The 19,257-nt window shown below is 57.0% G+C and carries 21 protein-coding genes; 5 read left to right on the top strand and 16 right to left on the bottom strand.

Translation table 11 applies throughout. The features are described 5' to 3' along the window. Window positions 1–19: 19 nt before the first annotated feature. Window positions 20–955, top strand: coding sequence for a hypothetical protein (locus tag ACWGXE_RS09945; RefSeq protein WP_447603341.1), 936 nt, complete (start codon window positions 20–22; stop codon window positions 953–955). Between the two features lie 796 nt (window positions 956–1,751). Next, window positions 1,752–2,201 carry a hypothetical protein gene (locus ACWGXE_RS09940; protein ID WP_447603340.1) on the top strand — a complete coding sequence of 150 codons (450 nt, stop codon included), beginning with the start codon at window positions 1,752–1,754 and terminating at the stop codon, window positions 2,199–2,201. 57 nt (window positions 2,202–2,258) lie between these two features. Here ACWGXE_RS09940 and lipA read toward each other — a convergent pair whose 3' ends face one another. From lipA to ACWGXE_RS09910, 6 genes are all read right to left on the bottom strand, one after another. Beyond that, entirely contained in the window at window positions 2,259–3,191 is a 933-nt protein-coding gene (lipA, locus tag ACWGXE_RS09935) for a lipoyl synthase (protein ID WP_447603338.1), read from the bottom strand. Between the two features lie 95 nt (window positions 3,192–3,286). After that, complete coding sequence (locus tag ACWGXE_RS09930) at window positions 3,287–3,652, bottom strand: hypothetical protein (protein WP_447603336.1); 366 nt, start codon at window positions 3,650–3,652, stop codon at window positions 3,287–3,289. Next, entirely contained in the window at window positions 3,652–4,017 is a 366-nt protein-coding gene (locus ACWGXE_RS09925; protein WP_447603335.1) for a hypothetical protein, read from the bottom strand. Before ACWGXE_RS09925 ends, ACWGXE_RS09930 begins: the two co-directional genes overlap by 1 nt. Before the next feature lie 491 nt (window positions 4,018–4,508). Then, window positions 4,509–4,814 (bottom strand): Rieske (2Fe-2S) protein, encoded by a 306-nt coding sequence (locus tag ACWGXE_RS09920; RefSeq protein ID WP_447603334.1) that lies wholly within the window; start codon window positions 4,812–4,814, stop codon window positions 4,509–4,511. Between the two features lie 62 nt (window positions 4,815–4,876). Next, complete coding sequence (locus ACWGXE_RS09915; protein WP_447603333.1) at window positions 4,877–5,761, bottom strand: Mrp/NBP35 family ATP-binding protein; 885 nt, start codon at window positions 5,759–5,761, stop codon at window positions 4,877–4,879. Window positions 5,762–5,911: 150 nt separating this feature from the next. Beyond that, complete coding sequence (locus tag ACWGXE_RS09910) at window positions 5,912–6,745, bottom strand: acyl-CoA desaturase (RefSeq protein WP_447603331.1); 834 nt, start codon at window positions 6,743–6,745, stop codon at window positions 5,912–5,914. Between the two features lie 163 nt (window positions 6,746–6,908). On the opposite strand from ACWGXE_RS09910, the gene ACWGXE_RS09905 reads away from it, so the two are divergent. Then, on the top strand, window positions 6,909–9,881 hold the full coding sequence (locus ACWGXE_RS09905; protein ID WP_447603329.1) for a proline dehydrogenase family protein: 2,973 nt from the start codon (window positions 6,909–6,911) through the stop codon (window positions 9,879–9,881). Here the strand turns inward: ACWGXE_RS09905 and ACWGXE_RS09900 are convergent. Further along, a complete protein-coding gene (locus tag ACWGXE_RS09900; protein ID WP_447603327.1) occupies window positions 9,810–10,676 on the bottom strand; it encodes a hypothetical protein in 867 nt (288 codons plus the stop codon). The genes ACWGXE_RS09905 and ACWGXE_RS09900 overlap by 72 nt on opposite strands. Window positions 10,677–10,805: 129 nt before the next feature. On the opposite strand from ACWGXE_RS09900, the gene ACWGXE_RS09895 reads away from it, so the two are divergent. Both ACWGXE_RS09895 and bioD read left to right on the top strand, forming a co-directional pair. After that, complete coding sequence (locus ACWGXE_RS09895; RefSeq protein WP_447603325.1) at window positions 10,806–11,558, top strand: SDR family oxidoreductase; 753 nt, start codon at window positions 10,806–10,808, stop codon at window positions 11,556–11,558. Window positions 11,559–11,564: 6 nt separating this feature from the next. Then, a complete protein-coding gene (gene bioD, locus ACWGXE_RS09890) occupies window positions 11,565–12,293 on the top strand; it encodes a dethiobiotin synthase (RefSeq protein ID WP_447603323.1) in 729 nt (242 codons plus the stop codon). Here bioD and thiE read toward each other — a convergent pair. From thiE to gmk, 9 genes are all read right to left on the bottom strand, one after another. Continuing rightward, window positions 12,253–12,900, bottom strand: a complete 648-nt coding sequence (thiE, locus tag ACWGXE_RS09885) for a thiamine phosphate synthase (RefSeq protein ID WP_447603322.1) — start codon at window positions 12,898–12,900, stop codon at window positions 12,253–12,255. The two genes, bioD and thiE, sit on opposite strands and share 41 nt — an antisense overlap. Before the next feature lie 36 nt (window positions 12,901–12,936). Further along, window positions 12,937–14,286, bottom strand: a complete 1,350-nt coding sequence (gene accC, locus ACWGXE_RS09880; protein ID WP_447603320.1) for an acetyl-CoA carboxylase biotin carboxylase subunit — start codon at window positions 14,284–14,286, stop codon at window positions 12,937–12,939. 144 nt (window positions 14,287–14,430) lie between these two features. Beyond that, window positions 14,431–15,006 carry an acetyl-CoA carboxylase biotin carboxyl carrier protein gene (accB, locus tag ACWGXE_RS09875; RefSeq protein WP_447603319.1) on the bottom strand — a complete coding sequence of 192 codons (576 nt, stop codon included), beginning with the start codon at window positions 15,004–15,006 and terminating at the stop codon, window positions 14,431–14,433. Next, entirely contained in the window at window positions 15,003–15,563 is a 561-nt protein-coding gene (gene efp, locus ACWGXE_RS09870) for an elongation factor P (RefSeq protein WP_447603317.1), read from the bottom strand. Before efp ends, accB begins: the two co-directional genes overlap by 4 nt. Before the next feature lie 43 nt (window positions 15,564–15,606). Then, window positions 15,607–16,107 carry a type II 3-dehydroquinate dehydratase gene (gene aroQ, locus ACWGXE_RS09865; RefSeq protein ID WP_447603930.1) on the bottom strand — a complete coding sequence of 167 codons (501 nt, stop codon included), beginning with the start codon at window positions 16,105–16,107 and terminating at the stop codon, window positions 15,607–15,609. 125 nt (window positions 16,108–16,232) lie between these two features. Beyond that, complete coding sequence (locus ACWGXE_RS09860) at window positions 16,233–16,901, bottom strand: tetratricopeptide repeat protein (RefSeq protein ID WP_447603315.1); 669 nt, start codon at window positions 16,899–16,901, stop codon at window positions 16,233–16,235. Window positions 16,902–16,950: 49 nt separating this feature from the next. Beyond that, window positions 16,951–18,165: a bifunctional phosphopantothenoylcysteine decarboxylase/phosphopantothenate--cysteine ligase CoaBC gene (gene coaBC, locus ACWGXE_RS09855; protein ID WP_447603313.1), complete on the bottom strand. Its 1,215-nt coding sequence runs from the start codon at window positions 18,163–18,165 to the stop codon at window positions 16,951–16,953. A 6-nt stretch (window positions 18,166–18,171) separates the two neighbouring features. Then, window positions 18,172–18,534, bottom strand: coding sequence for a DNA-directed RNA polymerase subunit omega (locus ACWGXE_RS09850; RefSeq protein ID WP_447603311.1), 363 nt, complete (start codon window positions 18,532–18,534; stop codon window positions 18,172–18,174). Continuing rightward, window positions 18,527–19,234 (bottom strand): guanylate kinase, encoded by a 708-nt coding sequence (gene gmk, locus ACWGXE_RS09845; RefSeq protein WP_447603309.1) that lies wholly within the window; start codon window positions 19,232–19,234, stop codon window positions 18,527–18,529. The genes ACWGXE_RS09850 and gmk overlap by 8 nt, the downstream gene beginning before the upstream one ends. Window positions 19,235–19,257 lie beyond the last annotated feature (23 nt).

Raw genomic sequence — 19,257 nt, 5'->3', positions numbered from 1 at the left:
GCAGGTAGGAGAGCATCTCATGCGAGCGCTATTGATTGTCATCGGACTGATCGTCATCGGGTTGGCGATGTGGGCCAGCCTGATCTTCTTCCCTCTTTCAGAGCAATCGGGTACGGTCCAAGCCGACCATGTCCATGTATTCAACGGCGTGCAAGGGCCATCCGGCATTTCCATGGTCGATCCACCCTTGCCTACGCCTATAGTCCGTTACTCCAAAGGAACAGTAAGCCGCCTCGCCATCCTGCTCACGGACCCCGCCTCCAATTGGCTCCGCCTGGCGCATGGACTTAAGACGATCGGAGTGCCCTTTCTCGTCACTGAGGACTACCGGCAGGCGCTTCGTCACCGTGTCGTGCTGGTATATCCAACGATCTCCGGCCGAACGCTTTCCCCGGACGCCTTGAAAGCATTGGCCGCGTTTCCGCGGAACGGCGGCACACTGATCGGCGTCAACGTCCTCGGCGGAGGGCTGAACGAGGTGTTCGGATTTCGAGAGGTCCAAGACTCCAGCCGGCATTTCGAACTACGACTTAATTCGGTTTCACCGCTCCTCACTCAGTTCACGGATCGCAAGGAAAAGATGCTTCGCCTGGGCGATCGCTCGAAATCGCAAGAGCCGATCGGCTCGCTCAGCTATCTTGCCCCGAAAGAACCACCGTTGGCGGTGTACGAAGACGGGACTGCAGCGATTACACATCGCTCCTATGGTCAAGGCCGAGCCATCGCTTTTGGCTTGGATATCGGGTTCTTGCTCGCAAAAGGATATAACCTGCGTGACGAGACGATCGCGCAGAGCTACGACAACCGGTTCGAGCCGATGCTCGATGTCTTTCTCCGGCTTCTCAGAGAGATCTATCGGAGGGGTGAGCCCGATGCCGTCACACTGGGAACGGTTCCGTATGATCATTCCTTATCAGTTCTCCTCACCCATGACATTGATGCCTCAACAATTTGAACCAGATCTGGTAGTGATTTACAGCGGAAATAATGAATTCATTGAGAAGCGAATCTATACCGAGGCAGGGTCCTGGCAGAAACCACTCAACTCAATAATGAATGGGTCGTACTTGATTCGGCGGATGAAGGGAAGCTCCTTGGGACGCCGCCTATGGCCGGACAATACTCTACTGCCTGAAGAACGGCAGCATATCGCATATGAACAATGGTTGAAAATTGAACAACTCGCTCTCGATTTACGGAAGAACCCGCGACAATATGAGAAGGTGAGGGAGCATTATGAATTCAGTATTCATTTATGGTGACGGCCGCCCAAGAAAAGGGCGTGCCGGTGGTTCTAGTGACAGTCCCGGTGAACCTGCGCGACTGGCGTCCCAATGTCTCGTACCAGCCTCTCGCTGGTGAAACACTGGCTAACTGGGAGCAGCAATACCGAAATGGTCGCCGCCTATTATGGCGGGGAGACGCAGCAGGTGCAGTTCAGTCGTTCTCGACCGCGACACAGTTATCACCTCTGCATGCGGAACCTCATTTTATGCTGGGGCTGGCGTTGGAAGCACTCCATGACTATGATGCCGCGTTTCAAGCTTATAGCCGAGCGCGTGACCTGGATCACAATCCCTTCCGCGCGCCATCCGACCTCAATCGGATTCTCCGACGGATAGCCGGTCAATCCGGGAATGTCTCCCTGGCGGACGCCGAACAGGTCTTCCGGGACGGCACCGCGCCACTGGCTCCCGGGTTCGAACCTCTTCTTAGATTATGTGCATCCCACGAAACGAGGCAATCTCCTGGTGGCGCAAACGGTCTACGATGAAATCGTCCGGCGTCGCATCATCGGCAGTGAAACGGCTTGGCTCGGTGACGTTCGGTCGGCAATGCTGAACAATCCGGAGACCAAAGAAACCTACGATGAAGAACGGGACTATGCCATGCAAGGCGCGATGGTTCGATTGTTTGTCATGATGCATCAATATGAGAGCGCATTGGAAAAGGCCCGTGCCTTGAATCAAGCGCCCGGCGCCTTCGATACGCTTCGCAAGGGCGAAGATGTCCGACTCGTCAATGGAGTGCTGGACCTGTTTCCTGACGTACTAGCGCACGAGCGCGCCCTTATCCTTGGGGGTACCAAGCACGAACCGCCCCACCAAGACCTGGACGCTCGCCTGAAACAATTCTATCGCGAGAACCTTTGGCGGGTATCAGGAATTCCAATCAGTGGCAAGGACCTCAATCAATTCTGACTACACCCATGAAGATATTGGATTTCCATACGCGTTGCTCTCAATCCTGATTCAGGCTCAAGGATTGGACACCTGCTGCTCCGCATGGTACGAGCTTCGCACCAGCGGGCCGGATTCGACATGGCCGAAGCCCATGGCCAAACCCTCGGATTTAAGCTGCGCAAACTCGTCGGGATGGTAAAACCTGGCGACGGGCAGGTGGTCTTTCGTGGGCTGTAGATATTGTCCGATGGTCATGATGTCGCACTCGACTGATCGGAGATCCCGCATGACACCCCGGGCCTCTTCGATGGTCTCACCCATTCCGACAATCAATCCGGATTTGGTTTTCATTCCAAGCTGTTTCGCCTTGCCGAGCAGATTGATTGACCGTTGATATTTGCCTTGCGGTCTGATCAAGGGAAACAATCGGGAGACGGTTTCAATGTTGTGATTCAGAATGTCCGGCTTTTCATCGCAGACCAAGGCCAGCGCAACCTCATTCCCTTCAAAATCAGGAATCAGGACTTCGATCGTACAAGCCGGCGTCAGCCGCCTGACGTGCCGAATGGTCTCGGCAAAGACCATGGCGCCTCCGTCATCCAGTTCATCGCGATTAACGGATGTAATCACCGCATGCCTAAGGCTCAAAGCCTCAATGGCTCTCGCAACACGCAACGGTTCATCCAGGTCCAGTGTTGGTGGCCGGCCGGTGGCGACCGAACAGTAGTGGCAGCGTCGCGTGCACACGTCTCCGAGGATTAGAAAGGTCGCGGTCCGCGCATTCCAGCATTCCCACATATTCGGGCAGCGCGCCTCTTCACAAATTGTATGCAGACCGAGGCGGTCCATGGCGCGTCTGATGTCGATATAATCCGGGCCTGTCTGTAGACGGACCTTGAACCATGGCGGCAGACGGCCTGATCGTTCCCATGCCGAAAGCCGTGGTCCATCGACCGATTCATCAAGACTTCGAGAAGAGCGAAGATCCGTGAGCGGGACAAATGTCATGCTGTCGCCGCCCTTCGCTCAAAGGGTTGTCTCGAGTGATAAGACATGCTGAGATAGGAAGGCATGACGATGACCAGCCATGGCGTTCCGTCCGCCTAGCGAGCGGCAACAGTTCTCTGCATCCAGTGTAGCAGCTTTTGCCAGAACCAATCAGACGACTCCTGTTCAGAAACAGGATCCGGGTACTGGATCCACAATTCCTGGGACCCGAGATACAGGCCATGCTTAAAACTGAGTTGACTTCGCAACTCCCGATAACCCTGTCGATGCAGCGCCCGCACCAGCTCTTCCAACGCTCCCGTTGCCGACGATGGATGCTCTGCCGTCACGCGGGCCGTTTCGTATCGTAGGACAGCGCGAAATCCTGCGCCAGTCGCTTCACATTCCACGGGCCGGTTGAATCCTCGCTCCCGGTCATCGAACCCGGCCAATTGATATCGTTCGATTGCTCCATCAGGCATTACTGGGCTCGAAAGACTGCTAATAGGTCGCTCAACGCAATCGTCTTACTCTTCAGCATGGCCCGTTCCGCATCCAAGACATCCAATGCCGAGACCTTTTCCGTTCCCCCTTTGAGACATCGCGCTCCCAAAGTCAACATGCGCTCGCATTCCTTTTCCACTTTCGCCTGCACTACGGGATTCACCTTGGTAATGTCGTGTACTTTTGCTCGGGTCGTCGTCAAATGCGCCTGAAGCTCTTCTTCCGGATAGGTTTTTCTTGCCGCCTCATCCTGACACCGGTCGATGAACTGGATTAGGAATACATAGAGTCGCAAGAGCGTTTCCGTCGTCTCAATGTGTCCTGGATGCGTCTCTTTCATCATAATCTTCGGCTCCCTTCTACTTTGTACCCGTCCGACGCTGCTTGACGGCCGCGACAATCCGCGCGGCATCCCAATCGCTAAATCGTTCAGGGGCTTTTGCACGGAATCGACACACCTCATGGCTCACGAGAGCCGACCCATCAAGTTACTCAGTTCGGCCAAGTCGGCATACGAAATCCATTGCACGTCCGGCCTAACCGGACCGGGGTCGGTGCGTGAGAGCGCCCTCGAGCGAAGCAATAGCGGTGGTCTTGATAATCGCCGATGGTGCAGTCATCCAGCTGCAACCTCGTGTTCCCGCCGACGGCCTTCCGATATAGAGAACGCGATAGAGAGATCCGATGATTTTGAACGGAGCATGCTTTTGCTCGATCTTTCAAACCGGCGGATCAGCAACATTCAGGCAATAAAGATGAATAAGATCAGCTCATTATGCAGCAGCCCTTGCTACCGGCTCAAGTATGGAAACGTCAAACGGGCAACGCGATCAATCACACCAACACTTTGATGTCGGTTCCATCTACTTGAACTTGATACGAAGTCACGCGGGCGGACGGATTATTCACGCAGGCGCCGGTGATCACATTGAACTGCCAGCCGTGCCAGGGACACGTCACGATGTCCCCTTCCAGATCTCCTTCGCCCAAAGGGCCGCCTCGGTGGACACAGGTATTATCGACGGCGTGGTATGTGCCTTCGACGTTAAAAACGGCAATGGGCTTTCCGTTTATCTCCGCAACCATTCCGCTTCCTGGCTTGACATCATCCGTTCCTGCGACACGTACAAACTCAGGCATTCTCTCCTCCTTCACCCTTCGTGGCTCGTGATACGCGAGGACTTCAATGCGATTCCGCCGTGTTAATTTTCCGAGGCGGGTCGCTTGATTTTCTTCAACAAACTTTCAATACGACTCGACCCGTCTTGGTCGCTTTTGCCCAGACGCGCCATTATTTGCACGGCTATGCCATGGAAGGCCTTCGCCTGCGGTGACGCCGGATCGGCGACCACGAGCGGCCGGCCCGTATCGCCCCCTTCCCGAATCGCCGGATCGATCGGAACTCGCCCGAGAAACGGCACACCAAGTGTTTCGGCCGCCCGTTCACCACCGCCATGAGCAAAAATCTCTGTCCGCTCGCCGCAATGTCCGCACACGAAGTAGCTCATGTTTTCCACGATACCAAGTAGAGGGACATTCACTTTCTGGAACATCATCATGCCTTTTCTCACATCGTGCAACGCGACCTCTTGCGGTGTGGTCACTGTAATGGCCCCAGCCAAAGGCACCAGCTGGGACAGCGTGAGTTGGGCGTCTCCCGTCCCGGGAGGAAGATCAATCAACAGATAATCCAGCTCGCCCCACAGCACATCTCGAAACAATTGTTGGATCGCGGTATGGACCATCGGTCCCCGCCACACCACGGCCTGATCTTCAGGCACAAAAAATCCCATGGAGATGAGCTTGATACCGTGGCTCTCGGCCGGTGATATTTTTCCATCCTTCTGCTCGGGAGTTTTGTCGACACCCATCATCATCGGGATGTTCGGCCCGTAGATATCCGCGTCCAGCAAACCGACTTTCGCGCCGCTCAGCCCCATGGCCACGGCGAGGTTTACACACACGGTGGATTTCCCCACGCCGCCCTTTCCACTGCTGACGGCGATGACATGCTTCACTCCCGGTATCAAATTCGCCCTTGCTTGAGTATCCTCGTGATGCGGGGATCCGGACTGCATCTCTGCCATTGTAATGCCTCCTCGGGGTGCACCGAATGCGTCGGCTCTGGGCTGATCGGAATCATGTCATCATAAGCTATTGAGCCGGCGAAAGGAAATGGGCCGGCAGGCGGACGGGCACCTTAAGGGTCCAGCATGCAACAGCCCGAGACTAAGGATTCAAGTTTTCTGACGCTGAAGGTTATACGCGAGCCCCATGAAGGACAAGCTATAGATCAGCCATTTGGAGGGATCGAAATTGTACCACTTGGGGCCATTGCGATAGTCACGTGAAAATGTGTGATGATAGTTATGATAGCCTTCCCCGAAACTCACAAACGAGATGAGCCAATTATCCCGGCTGCTGTCCTGCACTCCATGGGGCTGATCTCCCCAGAGATGGCACAGCGAATTGATCGTAAACGTCGAATTCAACACGAGCACCGTCCGCAGCATGCCGGCCAACAGAAAACAACCGAGGCCGCCCACCCAGCCGCCGTTGAGCCAGCCGGCGACAAATGGGACCAACAGTCCCGACAAAACGATGGGCACGTAGTATCGATGTTGCCACATGATCAGCGGATCTTTCCTGAGCCGGCTCTCGTATTTGTCCAATCGGTACGGCGTCTCTATGAAGAGCCAGCCGCAATGGCTGTGCCAGAATCCGAGTGCGGCATTATAGGGATCCTCATCGGAATCCGTTCTGGCATGATGGCGGATGTGATCGGCACACCAGCGCAACGCGGAGTTCTGCAGCGCCCATCCGCCCACAATCAAGAGGCACACCTTGACCCAGGGACGGCATTCAAAGCTGCGATGCGAGATCATGCGGTGATAGCCGACCGTGATTCCCATGCCGGTCATAATGTACAGCACGACCAGCAATACCCAATCCAGGGCGGTGTAATCATGGAAGTATGCGAAGAGCGGAACCCCAATAAATGTGACAAGGGTCATGGTGCTGAAGAGAAGAATCATTCCCCAATCGAGCGATCGTGCGGCAGACTCGGCCATTATGTTCCCTTACGTTACGTGAAATACGAGTGGTCATCGGAATTTCCGTTCCGAGCAAGCGGGGCGCATGCTACCGGATGTTATGTGGCTTTTTCAACCTGAAATACCGGGTGTATACTAAGTAGAGCGAGGAGATGAGAATTTTAGGGGAGCGGCAGCCCGCATGACTACGTGGTCGATTGAGCCGAGAATTCAAGCTATCGGTGAGGAATTGGCGCGTCTGTCGACTGGCGGTGGACCTGACCTGTTCGAATCCCGCTGGTGGTCTCAAGCCGCCATCAATCTTGCCATGGAGGACGAGGCCTTCAAAACCCAACTGTTCCGCTTCGTCGATGTTCTGCCGTCGCTCCGCGACGACGCACAAGTGACGGCAGTGGCGCATGAGTATTTCGGCGAGACGACCGAGCGGCTCTTCGGATCACAATGGGGATGGAAGGCGCTCACCGCCACCACGCTGGGGGCGACGCTGGGCGGAAAAACCATCCGCCACCAGGTCGAACGCATGGCCCAAACCTTTATTGCCGGCGCCACGATTGCCTCCGCTTTGCCGAGACTCGCGGGACTGTGGAAGGAGCGTCGAGCTTCATCGGTGGATCTGCTTGGTGAAGCGACGCTGAGTGATCGCGAAGCCGATCACTATCGGGACCACTGTGTCGCGGCCTTGCAACAGCTAGGGGCGGCATCCATCTCCTGGCCCAGTATTTCCGTCTTAGAACATGATCACCTGGGATCGCTTCCCCGAATCCAGCTTTCGCTGAAGATTTCAGCATTGCATGCGCAGTTGGACCCAACGGATCCTGACGGAAGCTTCGATGCAGTAGGCCGCCGGCTCAGACCCCTGCTCGATCTCGCTGCGTCATTGCCTGCCTCGATCATTTTCGACATGGAACAAGCGGAGACCAAGGATCTGATCCTATCGATCTTCATGAGACTGTTCTCGGAGACAGCCTACCGGGCCTATCCCTATGCCGGACTGGCGCTTCAGGCCTATCATCGCGATACTGCGCAAGATGTGGAACGCCTTCTCGAATGGGTCCAGCGGCGCGGGAGCCCGATAACGGTCAGACTCGTCAAGGGGGCCTATTGGGATTCCGATACGATCCGCTATCGCCAGCGCGGATGGCCGGTTCCACTGTACGAGCACAAAGCTCAGACCGACATCAACTATGAACAATTGATCCGGCGATTATTGGAACATACCGACGTCATCCGGCCTGCATTCGGCACCCATAATCTGCGGACTTTGGCCGTCGTGGAAGCCACCGCCGAATCACTCAAGCTTGCGCCGGAGTCCTGGGAATATCAGATGATTTTTGGAATGGCCGAACCATTCCAGACCGCGGTCACCGCGCGCGCTCGCCGCCTTCGCATCTATACTCCAGTCGGGGAACTATTGCCGGGAATGGCATATCTAGTGCGGCGTTTGCTTGAGAATACGTCGAATGAATCGTTCCTCCGAAAAGAATATGTGGAATCCCAACCGCTGAGCGTGCTGCTTGCCCCGCCCGCGCGTGCTGAACATTCCATGACCGCTCCTACACCGACTGATGCGGATTCCATCACGGCGAGCCCAGTCGAATTTCACAACGAACCGCAGGCCGATTTCTCGCAGGAAGGAGCCCGCCAAGCAATGGAGAAGGCGCTTTGTGCCGTCTCTGCGCTGTTGGACCGAGGATGGTCGGCTGACTTGCCGAAACAAGCGGCGCCGTCGGGCGATGAATTGATCACCCGGAATCCGGCCGACCCCGCCGTGATCGTCGGCCGCTTGCAGGGATACGCAGGCTCCGACATCGGCGCCATGGTGCAGACGGCCCAGAAACACAGTGCCGCATGGGCTGCCCAGCCGGCCGGCACGCGGGTCGCCCTACTCAAGAAGGCGGCCATACTGATGCGGGCACGCCGGTACGAGCTTGCGGCCTGGGAAGTCTTTGAAGAAGGGAAACCTTGGCATGAGGCGGACGCCGACGTCGCCGAGGCCATCGACTTCCTGGAATTCTATGCAGTTGAAATGTCCAGACTCGCCGCTAGGCAACGCCTCGGTGAGGCGCCGGGCGAGCTGAACCACCGGCTTTTGTCGCCTCGCGGTGTGACGGCGGTTATTGCTCCATGGAATTTTCCTCTTGCGATTCCGACCGGCATGGTCTCGGCTGCGCTGGTGACGGGGAACACGGTCTTATTCAAGCCTTCCGAACGTTCGTTGATTGCCGGCCAATTGCTCACGGAAATATTCGCGCAGGCCGGTCTCCCTCCAGGCGTCCTCCAGTTCGTGCCGGGCGGCCCGGAGGCGGGTAAAGCGCTGGTACTCGCGCCGGATGTCGCGACGGTAGCATTTACCGGATCGAAGGATGTTGGGCTGTGGATGCTTCACCAAGCAGGATCTTTGTCTCCCGGTGCCCGATCGATCAAGCGAGTCATCGCTGAAATGGGCGGGAAAAATGCCATCATCGTCGATGACACGGCCGACCTGGACGAGGCGGTGGCGGGAGTCCTCTATTCCTTCACCGGGTATTCCGGTCAGAAATGTTCCGCTTGCTCTCGCGCCATTGTCCATCAAGCCGTGTATGACATATTCGTTCGTCGCTTGGCCGAGGCCGTATCGAGCCTTCGCATCGGCGCGCCACGGCATCCTGGCACCCAAATGGGACCTCTCATCGATGAACGCGCATTGGCCAGGGTTCAGTCATACGTGGAAACCGGAAAGCGTGAAGGCCGCCTGCTGATTGAGCGAACGATACAAGGGCCCGGCTATTTACTGGGACCTGTTGTGTTTACCGATATCAGGCTCGAGCACCGATTGGCTCAGGAGGAAATTTTCGGCCCCATCCTTGCCATCATGAAAGCCGCCACATTCGATCACGCCATGGCGCTGGCGAACGGGACCTCCTATGCCCTGACGGGAGGCCTCTACTCACGAACTCCGTCGCACGTGGAACAGGCGCGAGTCCAATTCGACGTCGGCAATCTGTACATCAATCGGCCGATTACCGGCGCGCTGGTGGGCCGGCAGCCGTTCGGGGGGCATCGATTATCGGGAGTAGGAGCGAAGGCCGGAGGCGAAGATTACCTATTGCAATTCATGATTTCCCGTGTAGTGAGTGAAAATACCCTGCGGCGAGGTTTCGCGCCGGCTGAGTGAGGCTGAATTGGGTGTCACCTGGAATTCTTCCAGTTCTTCGACAATCTCCGTGACTAATCCGCGGTCTTCCTTCAAGGCGCCCAATTCCTGCCGCTCCAGATATTTTACCAACCCGATCCCTTTCACGAACCACGCGGTCATGATATCCGTTCCAACGACCGATCGTTTCACCGATGATAGATGAATGCGAAGCGTCATTCGGGCTTCAACTTTGACCGCTTCCGGATAGGACCCGGCAGGAACCGTGACCGCTTCTTGACCAACGATGGTAGCCTGTCCCTGGACATCGGCACGTTCATTTGAGCCGTCCCCGTCGAGATCATTGCCGAAATCGATATCGGTACGGTCGAACTGCTTAAAGGATGACTTCACCTTCATGGGAAAACGAACGATTTGATAAGGCACCAACTGCCGCTCGAGCGTGGTCCCAGGCTCGGAACCGTAGTACACGATACCGGCGGCATCACGGCGATACAGGCTGTCGGAAGGCCCATGGTTTCCGGGATTCGTGTCATGGAAGACCATGACCGTCGTGCCGGCTTTCAGGTTCTTCGTGCCTGTTACGGATGACACGTTCGAAAAGAATTTGTTCTCGATCGTCTGGAGCGGTCCTTCGGAAATCTGACCCCGATACTGCCAACGGTTGCCGATCGCATCGGGAAAATAATCGGGGGATTGCGCGATGCTGCCTTCTCCTTCGGCGCACCAAGCCGCCCGCGGGGCGATGATCATCAACGTCCCTACCAGACTCCCGATCGACAATATCATCACTGTCCAAAATCTTCGTATCCTCATGCCGTTCAGCTCCTCCTCAAATCTTGGAAACCGTAACACACAATCACATGAGCGGCAAGCCGCGGAAATCCCTGTCTTGTCTTCTCGAGATCCACATACCATAATCCCGGCTCCTTTGCAGGAATCGGTATGCCGCCGGCAGATTCAGCGAAACCTCAAGATCAAGACGCACCGCATGGTGGAACCGTTCTCGTGACCGGCGGCTCCGGCGTGATCGGCCGCGCCATATGTCTCGCTTTTGCTCGTGCCGGGTGGACGGTGGGTGTCCATTATCATACTCAATCGGCGGAGGCGGCTCACACGCTTTCCCTCGTGCAAAACACATCAAACAACGCCACACTCTATAATGCGGACGTACGGTTATACAATGAAGTTACAGCCATGGTTGATCGTTTTGTAATGCACCATGGAACATTGAATGTGATGGTCTGCAACGCTGCAACGGCGACCGGTCAACTGGTCATCCGACACCGGAACGACGACTGGCAGCGCGTCATCGAAACAACCCTCACGGGAACCTTTCACTGTATCAGGGCGGCAGCCGGCGTGATGAGCGGCGGCGGTTCTATCCTGGTCATCGGCTCATACGCGGGAACCCAAGGTGATACGGGACAGGCGGCCTATGCTGCCGCCAAGGCCGGCCTGCTGGGACTGGTCAGGACCGCCGCACGCGAGTGGGGAACCTCCGATATCCGCGTCAATTTGGTGTACCCAGGCCGGCATCATACTCCCCTCGCCGGAATCGCCATCGAAGGCAGGACCGCCGGCCCTCTGCTTGGCAGATCGCCGGATCTCGACGAGGTCGCTCGCAGCATTTGTCACTTGGCACAACTGAAGGACGTATCGGGTCAAGTGTGGAACCTGGATAGCAGGGTCGTGTGAAAGGCGATGGGTACCGGCGTTTTTTTAACGGGCACGGATACCGCAGTCGGCAAAACCATGGTCACGGCCGCACTGGCTCGACATTTGTGCAAAAAGTTGCCCTCGGTCGGTGTGATGAAGCCTATCGAGACCGGCGTGTCAGACTCTACGCTCTACCAGAGCGACGGCTATCGGTTAGCGACGGCCGCAGGCAGTCACGATGAGCCCCACCTTGTCACTCCCTATCGGTTCCAGCGACCGACTGCCCCGTTAGCAGCTCCGGAGCAACTTTCTCAACCCATCTCGCTTGCGGAAATTACTCGTTGCTACAAGACCATCGCCGAACGCCACCCTATCACCTTGGTTGAGGGAGTCGGCGGACTACTTGTACCCATCGGAAAGATGTGGGACGTGAGAGATCTCATCGTCGAGTTAGGGCTGGCGGTCATTGTCGTAGGCCGTACCGCTCTCGGCGGTATCAATCACGCCCGATTGACGATGGAGTCCTTGCACACCCGCCGCATTCAGATCCTCGCCCTGGTGTTGAACCAAGCCCAGCCGATCAATTCGACGGTTGATGAGGAACAGGCCGCTTCGACCTGTTCGCTGCTTCGGCAGTTGGTGGCCGAGCCTGTCCTCGGCCCTCTTCCCTATATGGAAGCTGCAACGGTGGATTGGCCGAGTGCCGTCGGCCATCTGGCGCGTGATCCGCTCTTTAATTCGCTGGCAACTCTGATTTCCCCAATCGCACCATAAACTCGTCTATGGCCCCGCCGATGCTCGGGGCCTGTAAAACCGCCGAGATGATCGCCGCTCCATCGGCGCCGGCTTGCGTGACCTCCGTGAGCCGCTCGGCCGAAATTCCACCGATGGCAAACAGCGGCACGGAAACGAGTGGGCGAATCTCTCGGAGCCCATGAATCCCCACCACCGCTTCATGGTCCGGCTTCGAGAGAGTCGAGAAGATCGGGCCATAAGCAATGTAATCCGCTTGGTCCCGGACAGCAGTCACGACCTGATCGGGCGTATGAGTGGAGACGCCGACGATTTTGTTTCCGCCCAGGAAGGCGCGCGCGTCCGGCACAGAAACGTCCGCCTGGCCGACATGGACCCCGTCGGCCTCCAGCGCCAAGGCCAGATCACAGCGATCATTCACAATAAACAGAGCGCCCGCGTCGGCTGAAATCCGCCGCAATTCCCCGCCCAGTCGATAGGCTTCTCTCATTGTCGCCTGTTTGTCGCGGTATTGAAACAATCGGACGCCGCGATCCAACGCCTCTTTCAACACCTCCTCGAGCGAACGGCCCGGACAGGCCGCCGGATCGAGTAGAAGGTACAGTCCTCGTAGCAGCGGGTTGGCCATGAGGTGCGTCCGGGACTCGATCGTTACCGCCGGCGATTACGAAGACTGGCCGGCAAGGAGACGCTCGAGGAACGTCGTGGAGACATAACCTTTTTGAAAATCAGGATCGCTGAAGATCCGTTTGTGGAGCGGGATGGTGGTCTTGATGCCTTCGATCACGAACTCGTCCAGTGCTCGCCTCATGCGGGCCATTGCTTCCTGTCGATCCCGTCCGTGGGTGATCAGTTTGGCAATCATGGAGTCATAATACGGCACAACCGTGGCATTGGGTTCCATGGCCGAATCGACCCGCACCCCGAATCCTCCCGGGGCGGAATATTTTGTGATCTGACCCGGACACGGGGTGAATTTTTCCGGATCTTCGGCATTGATGCGACATTCAAAACTATGCCCGGTCAGCTTGATATCCGGCTGCTTGAACGATAAGGTCATGCCGGCCGCGATGCGAATTTGTTCCTTGATCAGGTCGATGCCGGTAACCATTTCGGTGATCGGATGTTCGACCTGGATGCGGGTGTTCACTTCCATGAAAAAAAACTTGCGGTCTTTGTCGAGCAGGAATTCCACGGTGCCGACATTCCGGTAGTGAATGGCCTTCACCGCTTCCACTGCCACGCGCCCGATCTCCCGCCGCAAACGGTCATCCACGGCCGGTGATGGAGTCTCTTCCACGAGCTTTTGGTGCCGCCGTTGAATGGAACAATCCCGCTCGCCCAAATGAACCACGTGCCCTCGATGGTCCGCGATAACCTGCACCTCAATATGGCGCGGTTCCAAGAAATACCGCTCCAAATAAACGCCATCATGACCGAAGGTAGACTTCGCCTCCGCCTGCGCCGCCTGGAAGGCGCGCCCTAACTCTTCCGGCCTGTTCACGACGCGCATTCCGCGCCCGCCCCCGCCGGCCGAGGCTTTGATAATGACGGGAAAACCGATCGCTTTGGCCGCTTCCAACGCGTCCTGCTCGCTTCTCAATTCTCCCGGACTGCCCGGCGTGACCGGTAATCCACGCTTGGCCACGATTTCTCTGGCTTTGGATTTGTCACCCATCAGCGCAATGTTCTCCGAGGTGGGACCGATGAATTTGATGCCAATCGATTCGCAGACCTCGGCGAAATGTGCGTTTTCCGAGAGAAACCCGTAGCCGGGATGAATGGCATCGGCACCCGTAATTTCGGCGGCGCTTAAGACGTTCGGAATATTCCGATAACTCAACGCGCTGTCCGCGGGTCCGACACATACACGTTCATCGGCCGAGCGCGCATGCAGGCTGTAGGTATCCGCTTCGGAATGGATGGCCACGGTCTTGATCCCGAGTTCTTTGCAGGCTCGGATGACCCGAAGCGCGATTTCCCCCCGGTTGGCGACTAAGATTTTCTTGAACACAGATGAACTCCGGAATGGATCGAAGGCTAGAGGAATCGTATCATGACTCAATAATCCCGTCTCGTCGGCGGAACTCCGGAAGACGGCCGGCCACAGACAAGGGCCAAGAGTTCCAGTCGAGCAATCGATCGGTCATTGGTCCTGCTATGGCGTGGCGGTCGGATCAATGAGAAACAGCGGCTGTCCGTATTCGACCGGCTTGGTGCTCTCCGCAAGAATCTTGGTGATACGGCCGTCCACTTCCGATTCGATTTCATTCATCAGCTTCATCGCTTCGACGATACACAATACTTGCCCCCGTTTGACATAGTCTCCTTCTTCCACGTAGGGATCGGCGTCGGGCGAAGGAGACCGATAAAACGTTCCCACGATCGGCGAGGTAATGGTGACGAGCCCGCTGTTGTCCGGCGGCAACGCCACTTGGGACGGCGCGGACGAGGCCGCAGCCGCAGGCGCGTGGGGCGCCTCGCCGGACTGAACCGCTGCGGCTTTCGCGGCCGGCTCAAGGCGCAGGCAAAGCCGAACGCCTCTTCGTTCGATTTCCAATTCCGTCAGATGATTTCGCTTCAACAGATCGATGAGCGATTGGATCTGCCCAATCTGCTCGGGATGCAACAGCGGCTCATTCTGCTCTGGTGCGTCCGGCGCAAACGAACCGGGCAGCATGATTGGACGGGCTCGTCCTTTCTTGGGGCGGTTCTCTCGAGGAGACCGGCTCACCGGACACGCTCCACAAATGCTCGTGTGCGCGTATCGATTTTGATCGTTTCTCCGACCTCCAGATAGAGCGGAACTTTAATTGTGGCGCCGGTCTCGACCTTGGCCGGCTTGCTGCCGCCGGATGCGGTATCGCCGCGGACGCCCGGTTCCGCATCAACCACCTTCAGTTCAATGAAGATCGGTAAATCGACCGCAATCGGACGGTGCTCGTAGACGAGGATCGTCGAGACCGTATTCTCTTTCAACAGGTCGGCGTTCGTGCCGAGCTGATTTTTCTCATAGGTGAACTGCTCATAGGTCTCGGTGTCCATGAAGGTATAGGAATCACCGGTTGCATAGAGAAATTGCATTTCTCGTTCTTCCAAATCCGGCTCATCGAACCGCTCGCCGGACCGAAACGTCCGATCCAACACGTTGCCCGTGAGATAACTTTTCAGTTTGGTCCGAACAAAGGCGCCCCCCTTTCCCGGTTTCACATGCTGAAATTCGACGATATAAAACGGCTCTCCTTCGACCAGCAATCTGCTGCCATTACGAAACTCGGCTGTGGTAATCACAACGATCTCTCCTTACGACGAAAATGGAACGGTGTCCGGTTTACTAGGCTCTCCCGCGTCTCTTGGAGTGGTCCCGGGAAGACCGGCGCGGGCGAACTCCTCTGAATTGCGAAGATTTGAGATGGTCGGCGAGGCCGCGCACCGCCAGAAGGTAGCCATTTGGGCCGAATCCGGAGATCTGCGCCAAGGCGACACCCGCGATAAAGGATTTGTGGCGAAACTCCTCGCGTTGATGAATGTTGGTGAGGTGCACTTCGACGGTCGGAAGCGCGACGGCGGCGATCGCATCACGGATCGCTACGCTCGTATGCGTGTAACCGGCCGGATTAATAACGATTCCGTTGAAACGCCCCTTTGCTTCCTGTATCCACGTCACCAGCTCGCCTTCAAGATTCGACTGGCGAATCGTCATGCCGATCTCATGCTCTTCGCCGAATCGTGCCAGAGCCTCGTCCACTTCCGCAAGGGTGGTGGTCCCGTAGACCGATTCCTCTCGGGTCCCCAAAAGGTTCAGATTGGGGCCGTGGAGCACGAGCAGCCGCAGCATCTTTTCCGTACGTCGTCTCTTCTCAAGGCTGCAGCGTGATCGACTGCTGACAGCGGCGGCATTGTAACAGGGTGTTTCGGAGCGGTCAAACGGCCGAACGGCTCGAATGAGGGACAGAAGACCTAGCGGGAAATCGGGGTACGACGAGAGTGGATGGTTTTAAGCCAGGCTTTGAGTTGTGCCACAACGGGGTCGGTCTTCGTCAAAGGACCGGAAGCGGTCGCGGCTTCAACCGATTCCGGCATGGCCGGGATGACGGGCTCGGACGCGGTGATGGTGGGAGGCGCGCTGCTTGTCTCCTCACGAGATTTCTCCAGCCGCTTTTTCTCCCGCTTGACCCGAGGCCGGTTGTCATCGCCCGCGATTTGGCCGGTCATGGCTTGCCGGATGGACAGCGCCTCTACATCGCAGGGGTTCACCGCCAGAATCGCCTCACAGGATTGTAACGCCGGTTCCATCTGGCGTTCGCTAGAGAATATTCTCGCCAGAATTCGATGCGCACGAAGATTGTCGGGGCTTTGCGCCACCACCTCCGCCAGGATCGGTTTGGCCTTGCCGAGCTGCCCTAGTTGTTCGTAGACCCGGCCCAATGCAGCCATCGCCGTCACGAATCCGGGATTCACCCGCAGCCCGTCCTCCAGAACTCCGGCCGCTTCCTGCCACATATCGGCCTTAATATATGATTCCGCCAACGGCATGAATGCCTTGGAACGGGGATCTTTCGCGAGCGCGGTCGCCAGACGATCGATTTCAGCCGCCAGAACCGGATCAATACGGCCCGCCGAATTCATGTGGTATGTCCCGTAAAGACTATTATTGTCGCTCGGAGCTGGCGAGACGTTACGTCTCCCGCCGGAGTACTTCCACGGCATCGAGAATTCGATCCGCCAATTCGCGCTTCGGCATCAACGGCCACTCCTCGGTGCGGCCCGTCCGATCGATCAGAATGGCTTGGTTCGCATCAGAGCCGAACCCGGACCCTTCGATGGTCACATCGTTGGCCACCATCAGATCAACTTCCTTAGCATGCAATTTTTCAAGTGCATGGGCAAGCAGATCGTCTGTTTCCGCTGCAAAGCCAACCAGCAGCTGGCCGGTCCGTCTCTCCGATAATTGCTCCAGAATATCGGTCGTCGGCTCCAAGTCCAAGCTCGTCCAGACCCGCTCTTTCTTTTTGAGCTTGCGGGCGGACGGCTTGGCAGCCCGAAAATCCGCCACCGCAGCCGCCATCACGACTGTATCAGCCCACGACAATCTCGCCAAAAGGGCTTTCGCCATGTCTTCGGCCGTGACAACCGGAACGACTTCCACTCTGGCAGGCGGAAGAAGATCAGTCGGGCCGCTGACAAGGATCACTTGCGCTCCCCGTTCGCTTGCCGCCGAAGCAACGGCATAGCCCATCTTTCCGGAGGAACGATTGGAAATAAAGCGTACCGGATCGATCGGTTCTTGAGTCGGTCCGGCAGAAACCAATACACGGCGTCCGGCCAAATCTTGCTTGCCCAGAACAGCCGATTGCACCGCGGATAGGATCTTTTGCTCATCAGCCATCCGACCTGTGCCGATTCGGCCGGATGCCAGCGGCCCTTCCTCCGGTCCGACGACAACCGCGCCTCGTCTCCGCAGGGCGTCTGCATGGGCGACGACCGTTTCATGCCCCCACATGTCACCGTCCATTGCCGGCGCCAGCACCAGCGGACAGCGTGAAGTCAGCAGCATGGTGGACAAGAGGTCGTCCGCCAAACCCAGGGCGGCCTTGGCGATCATATGCGCGGTGGCCGGGGCGATCACGATGGCATCAGCATCCGTCGGCAGGGTCAAATGCCGCATTTCTTGATGGGCTTGGAACAACTCGTGGTTCACCGGCTGTCCGGAAAGGACTTCGAATGTCAGCGGGGTCACGAATTGCTTGGCGGACGCCGTCATGACAACCGAGACGGCGGCTCCTTCCCGGATCAACAGGCGCAAGAGACCGACGGCCTTATAGGCGGCGATACTACCGGTCACGCCCAAAACCAGGCGCTTACCGATCAAGGTCGGAATAGATACCTCCACCGCCGATCAGGCTTCTTCTCCTTCCGAAGGAGCCGGCTTCGGCGTATCGTCCACGTACACGCTCAACTCTTTCTTGATCTCCTTGGCGTCTTCACCGGTCATCATGGCCACTCGCTCGGTCTCCCCCTCTTTAACGCGTTTGGACTCTTTGAGGGCGTCGCGGGCCTCCTTGCCGCAGAGGAAATTGACCTTGTGCCGCAGGACTTCATCGAGCGCCACGGTCGTTTCCTTCGTAAATTTGGACGCGCCCGCCACCTTCGCGCCCTGAATAAGGTGCTTGGCGCGTTGGGCCGCCACCAGCACGAGACGATGACGTGAATCAAATTGATCCACGGTGTATTCTGGCAACAGGGACAGCATATCAATCATGAGGGCGATTCTCCTTTGTTGAGGGCAAATGGACAGAAATCGTCTTGGCTTCTTTGATGAAATTTTCCTCCAACCAGGCCATATTGAGGCGTTTGGTCTTGATGCGCTCGACCGTGAAAATGCTTTCCAGCTCTTTCAACGACTGTTTCAAATCATCGTTTCTAACGATGTAGTAATACTCCCGATAACTCCACACTTCTTCTTTGGCTTTTTGGAGACGGCGCTGGATTTCTTCAGGGGAATCCCCGGCGCGGGTTTGAAGACGGGTGCGCAAGACATCGAACGAGGGTGGCAGAATGAAGATGTACACGCCGTCCTCAAATTTCTTCTTCACCGTCCGAGCCCCCTGCACATCGATTTCAAGCAGCACGTCGATGCCTTGCTCCATCTTATCGGACAACGCTTTGCGCGGAGTTCCATAGAGATTGCCGTACACGCGAGCCCACTCCACGAACTCATGGCGTTCGATCATCTGCAAAAAGGTCGCTTCCTCCACAAAAAAATACTCTCGCCCGTCCACTTCTCCCGGCCGCGGTTTCCGCGTGGTGTAGGACACCGAATGCCACAAGCCGGAAACTTGCGCGGCAATCTCCTTGCAGAGCGTCGTTTTTCCGGTGCCGGACGGAGCGGATATCACGAACAAAATACCCCGTCTGGCGGTCATCGATGGGGCGGTCGGCTGATCAGGCGATGCGGTCATAACAAAGAATGTCCGAAGCCCCA

The organism is Nitrospira sp. Nam80 (assembly GCF_965152575.1).
This window is presented reverse-complemented; position numbering and strand designations above follow the sequence as displayed.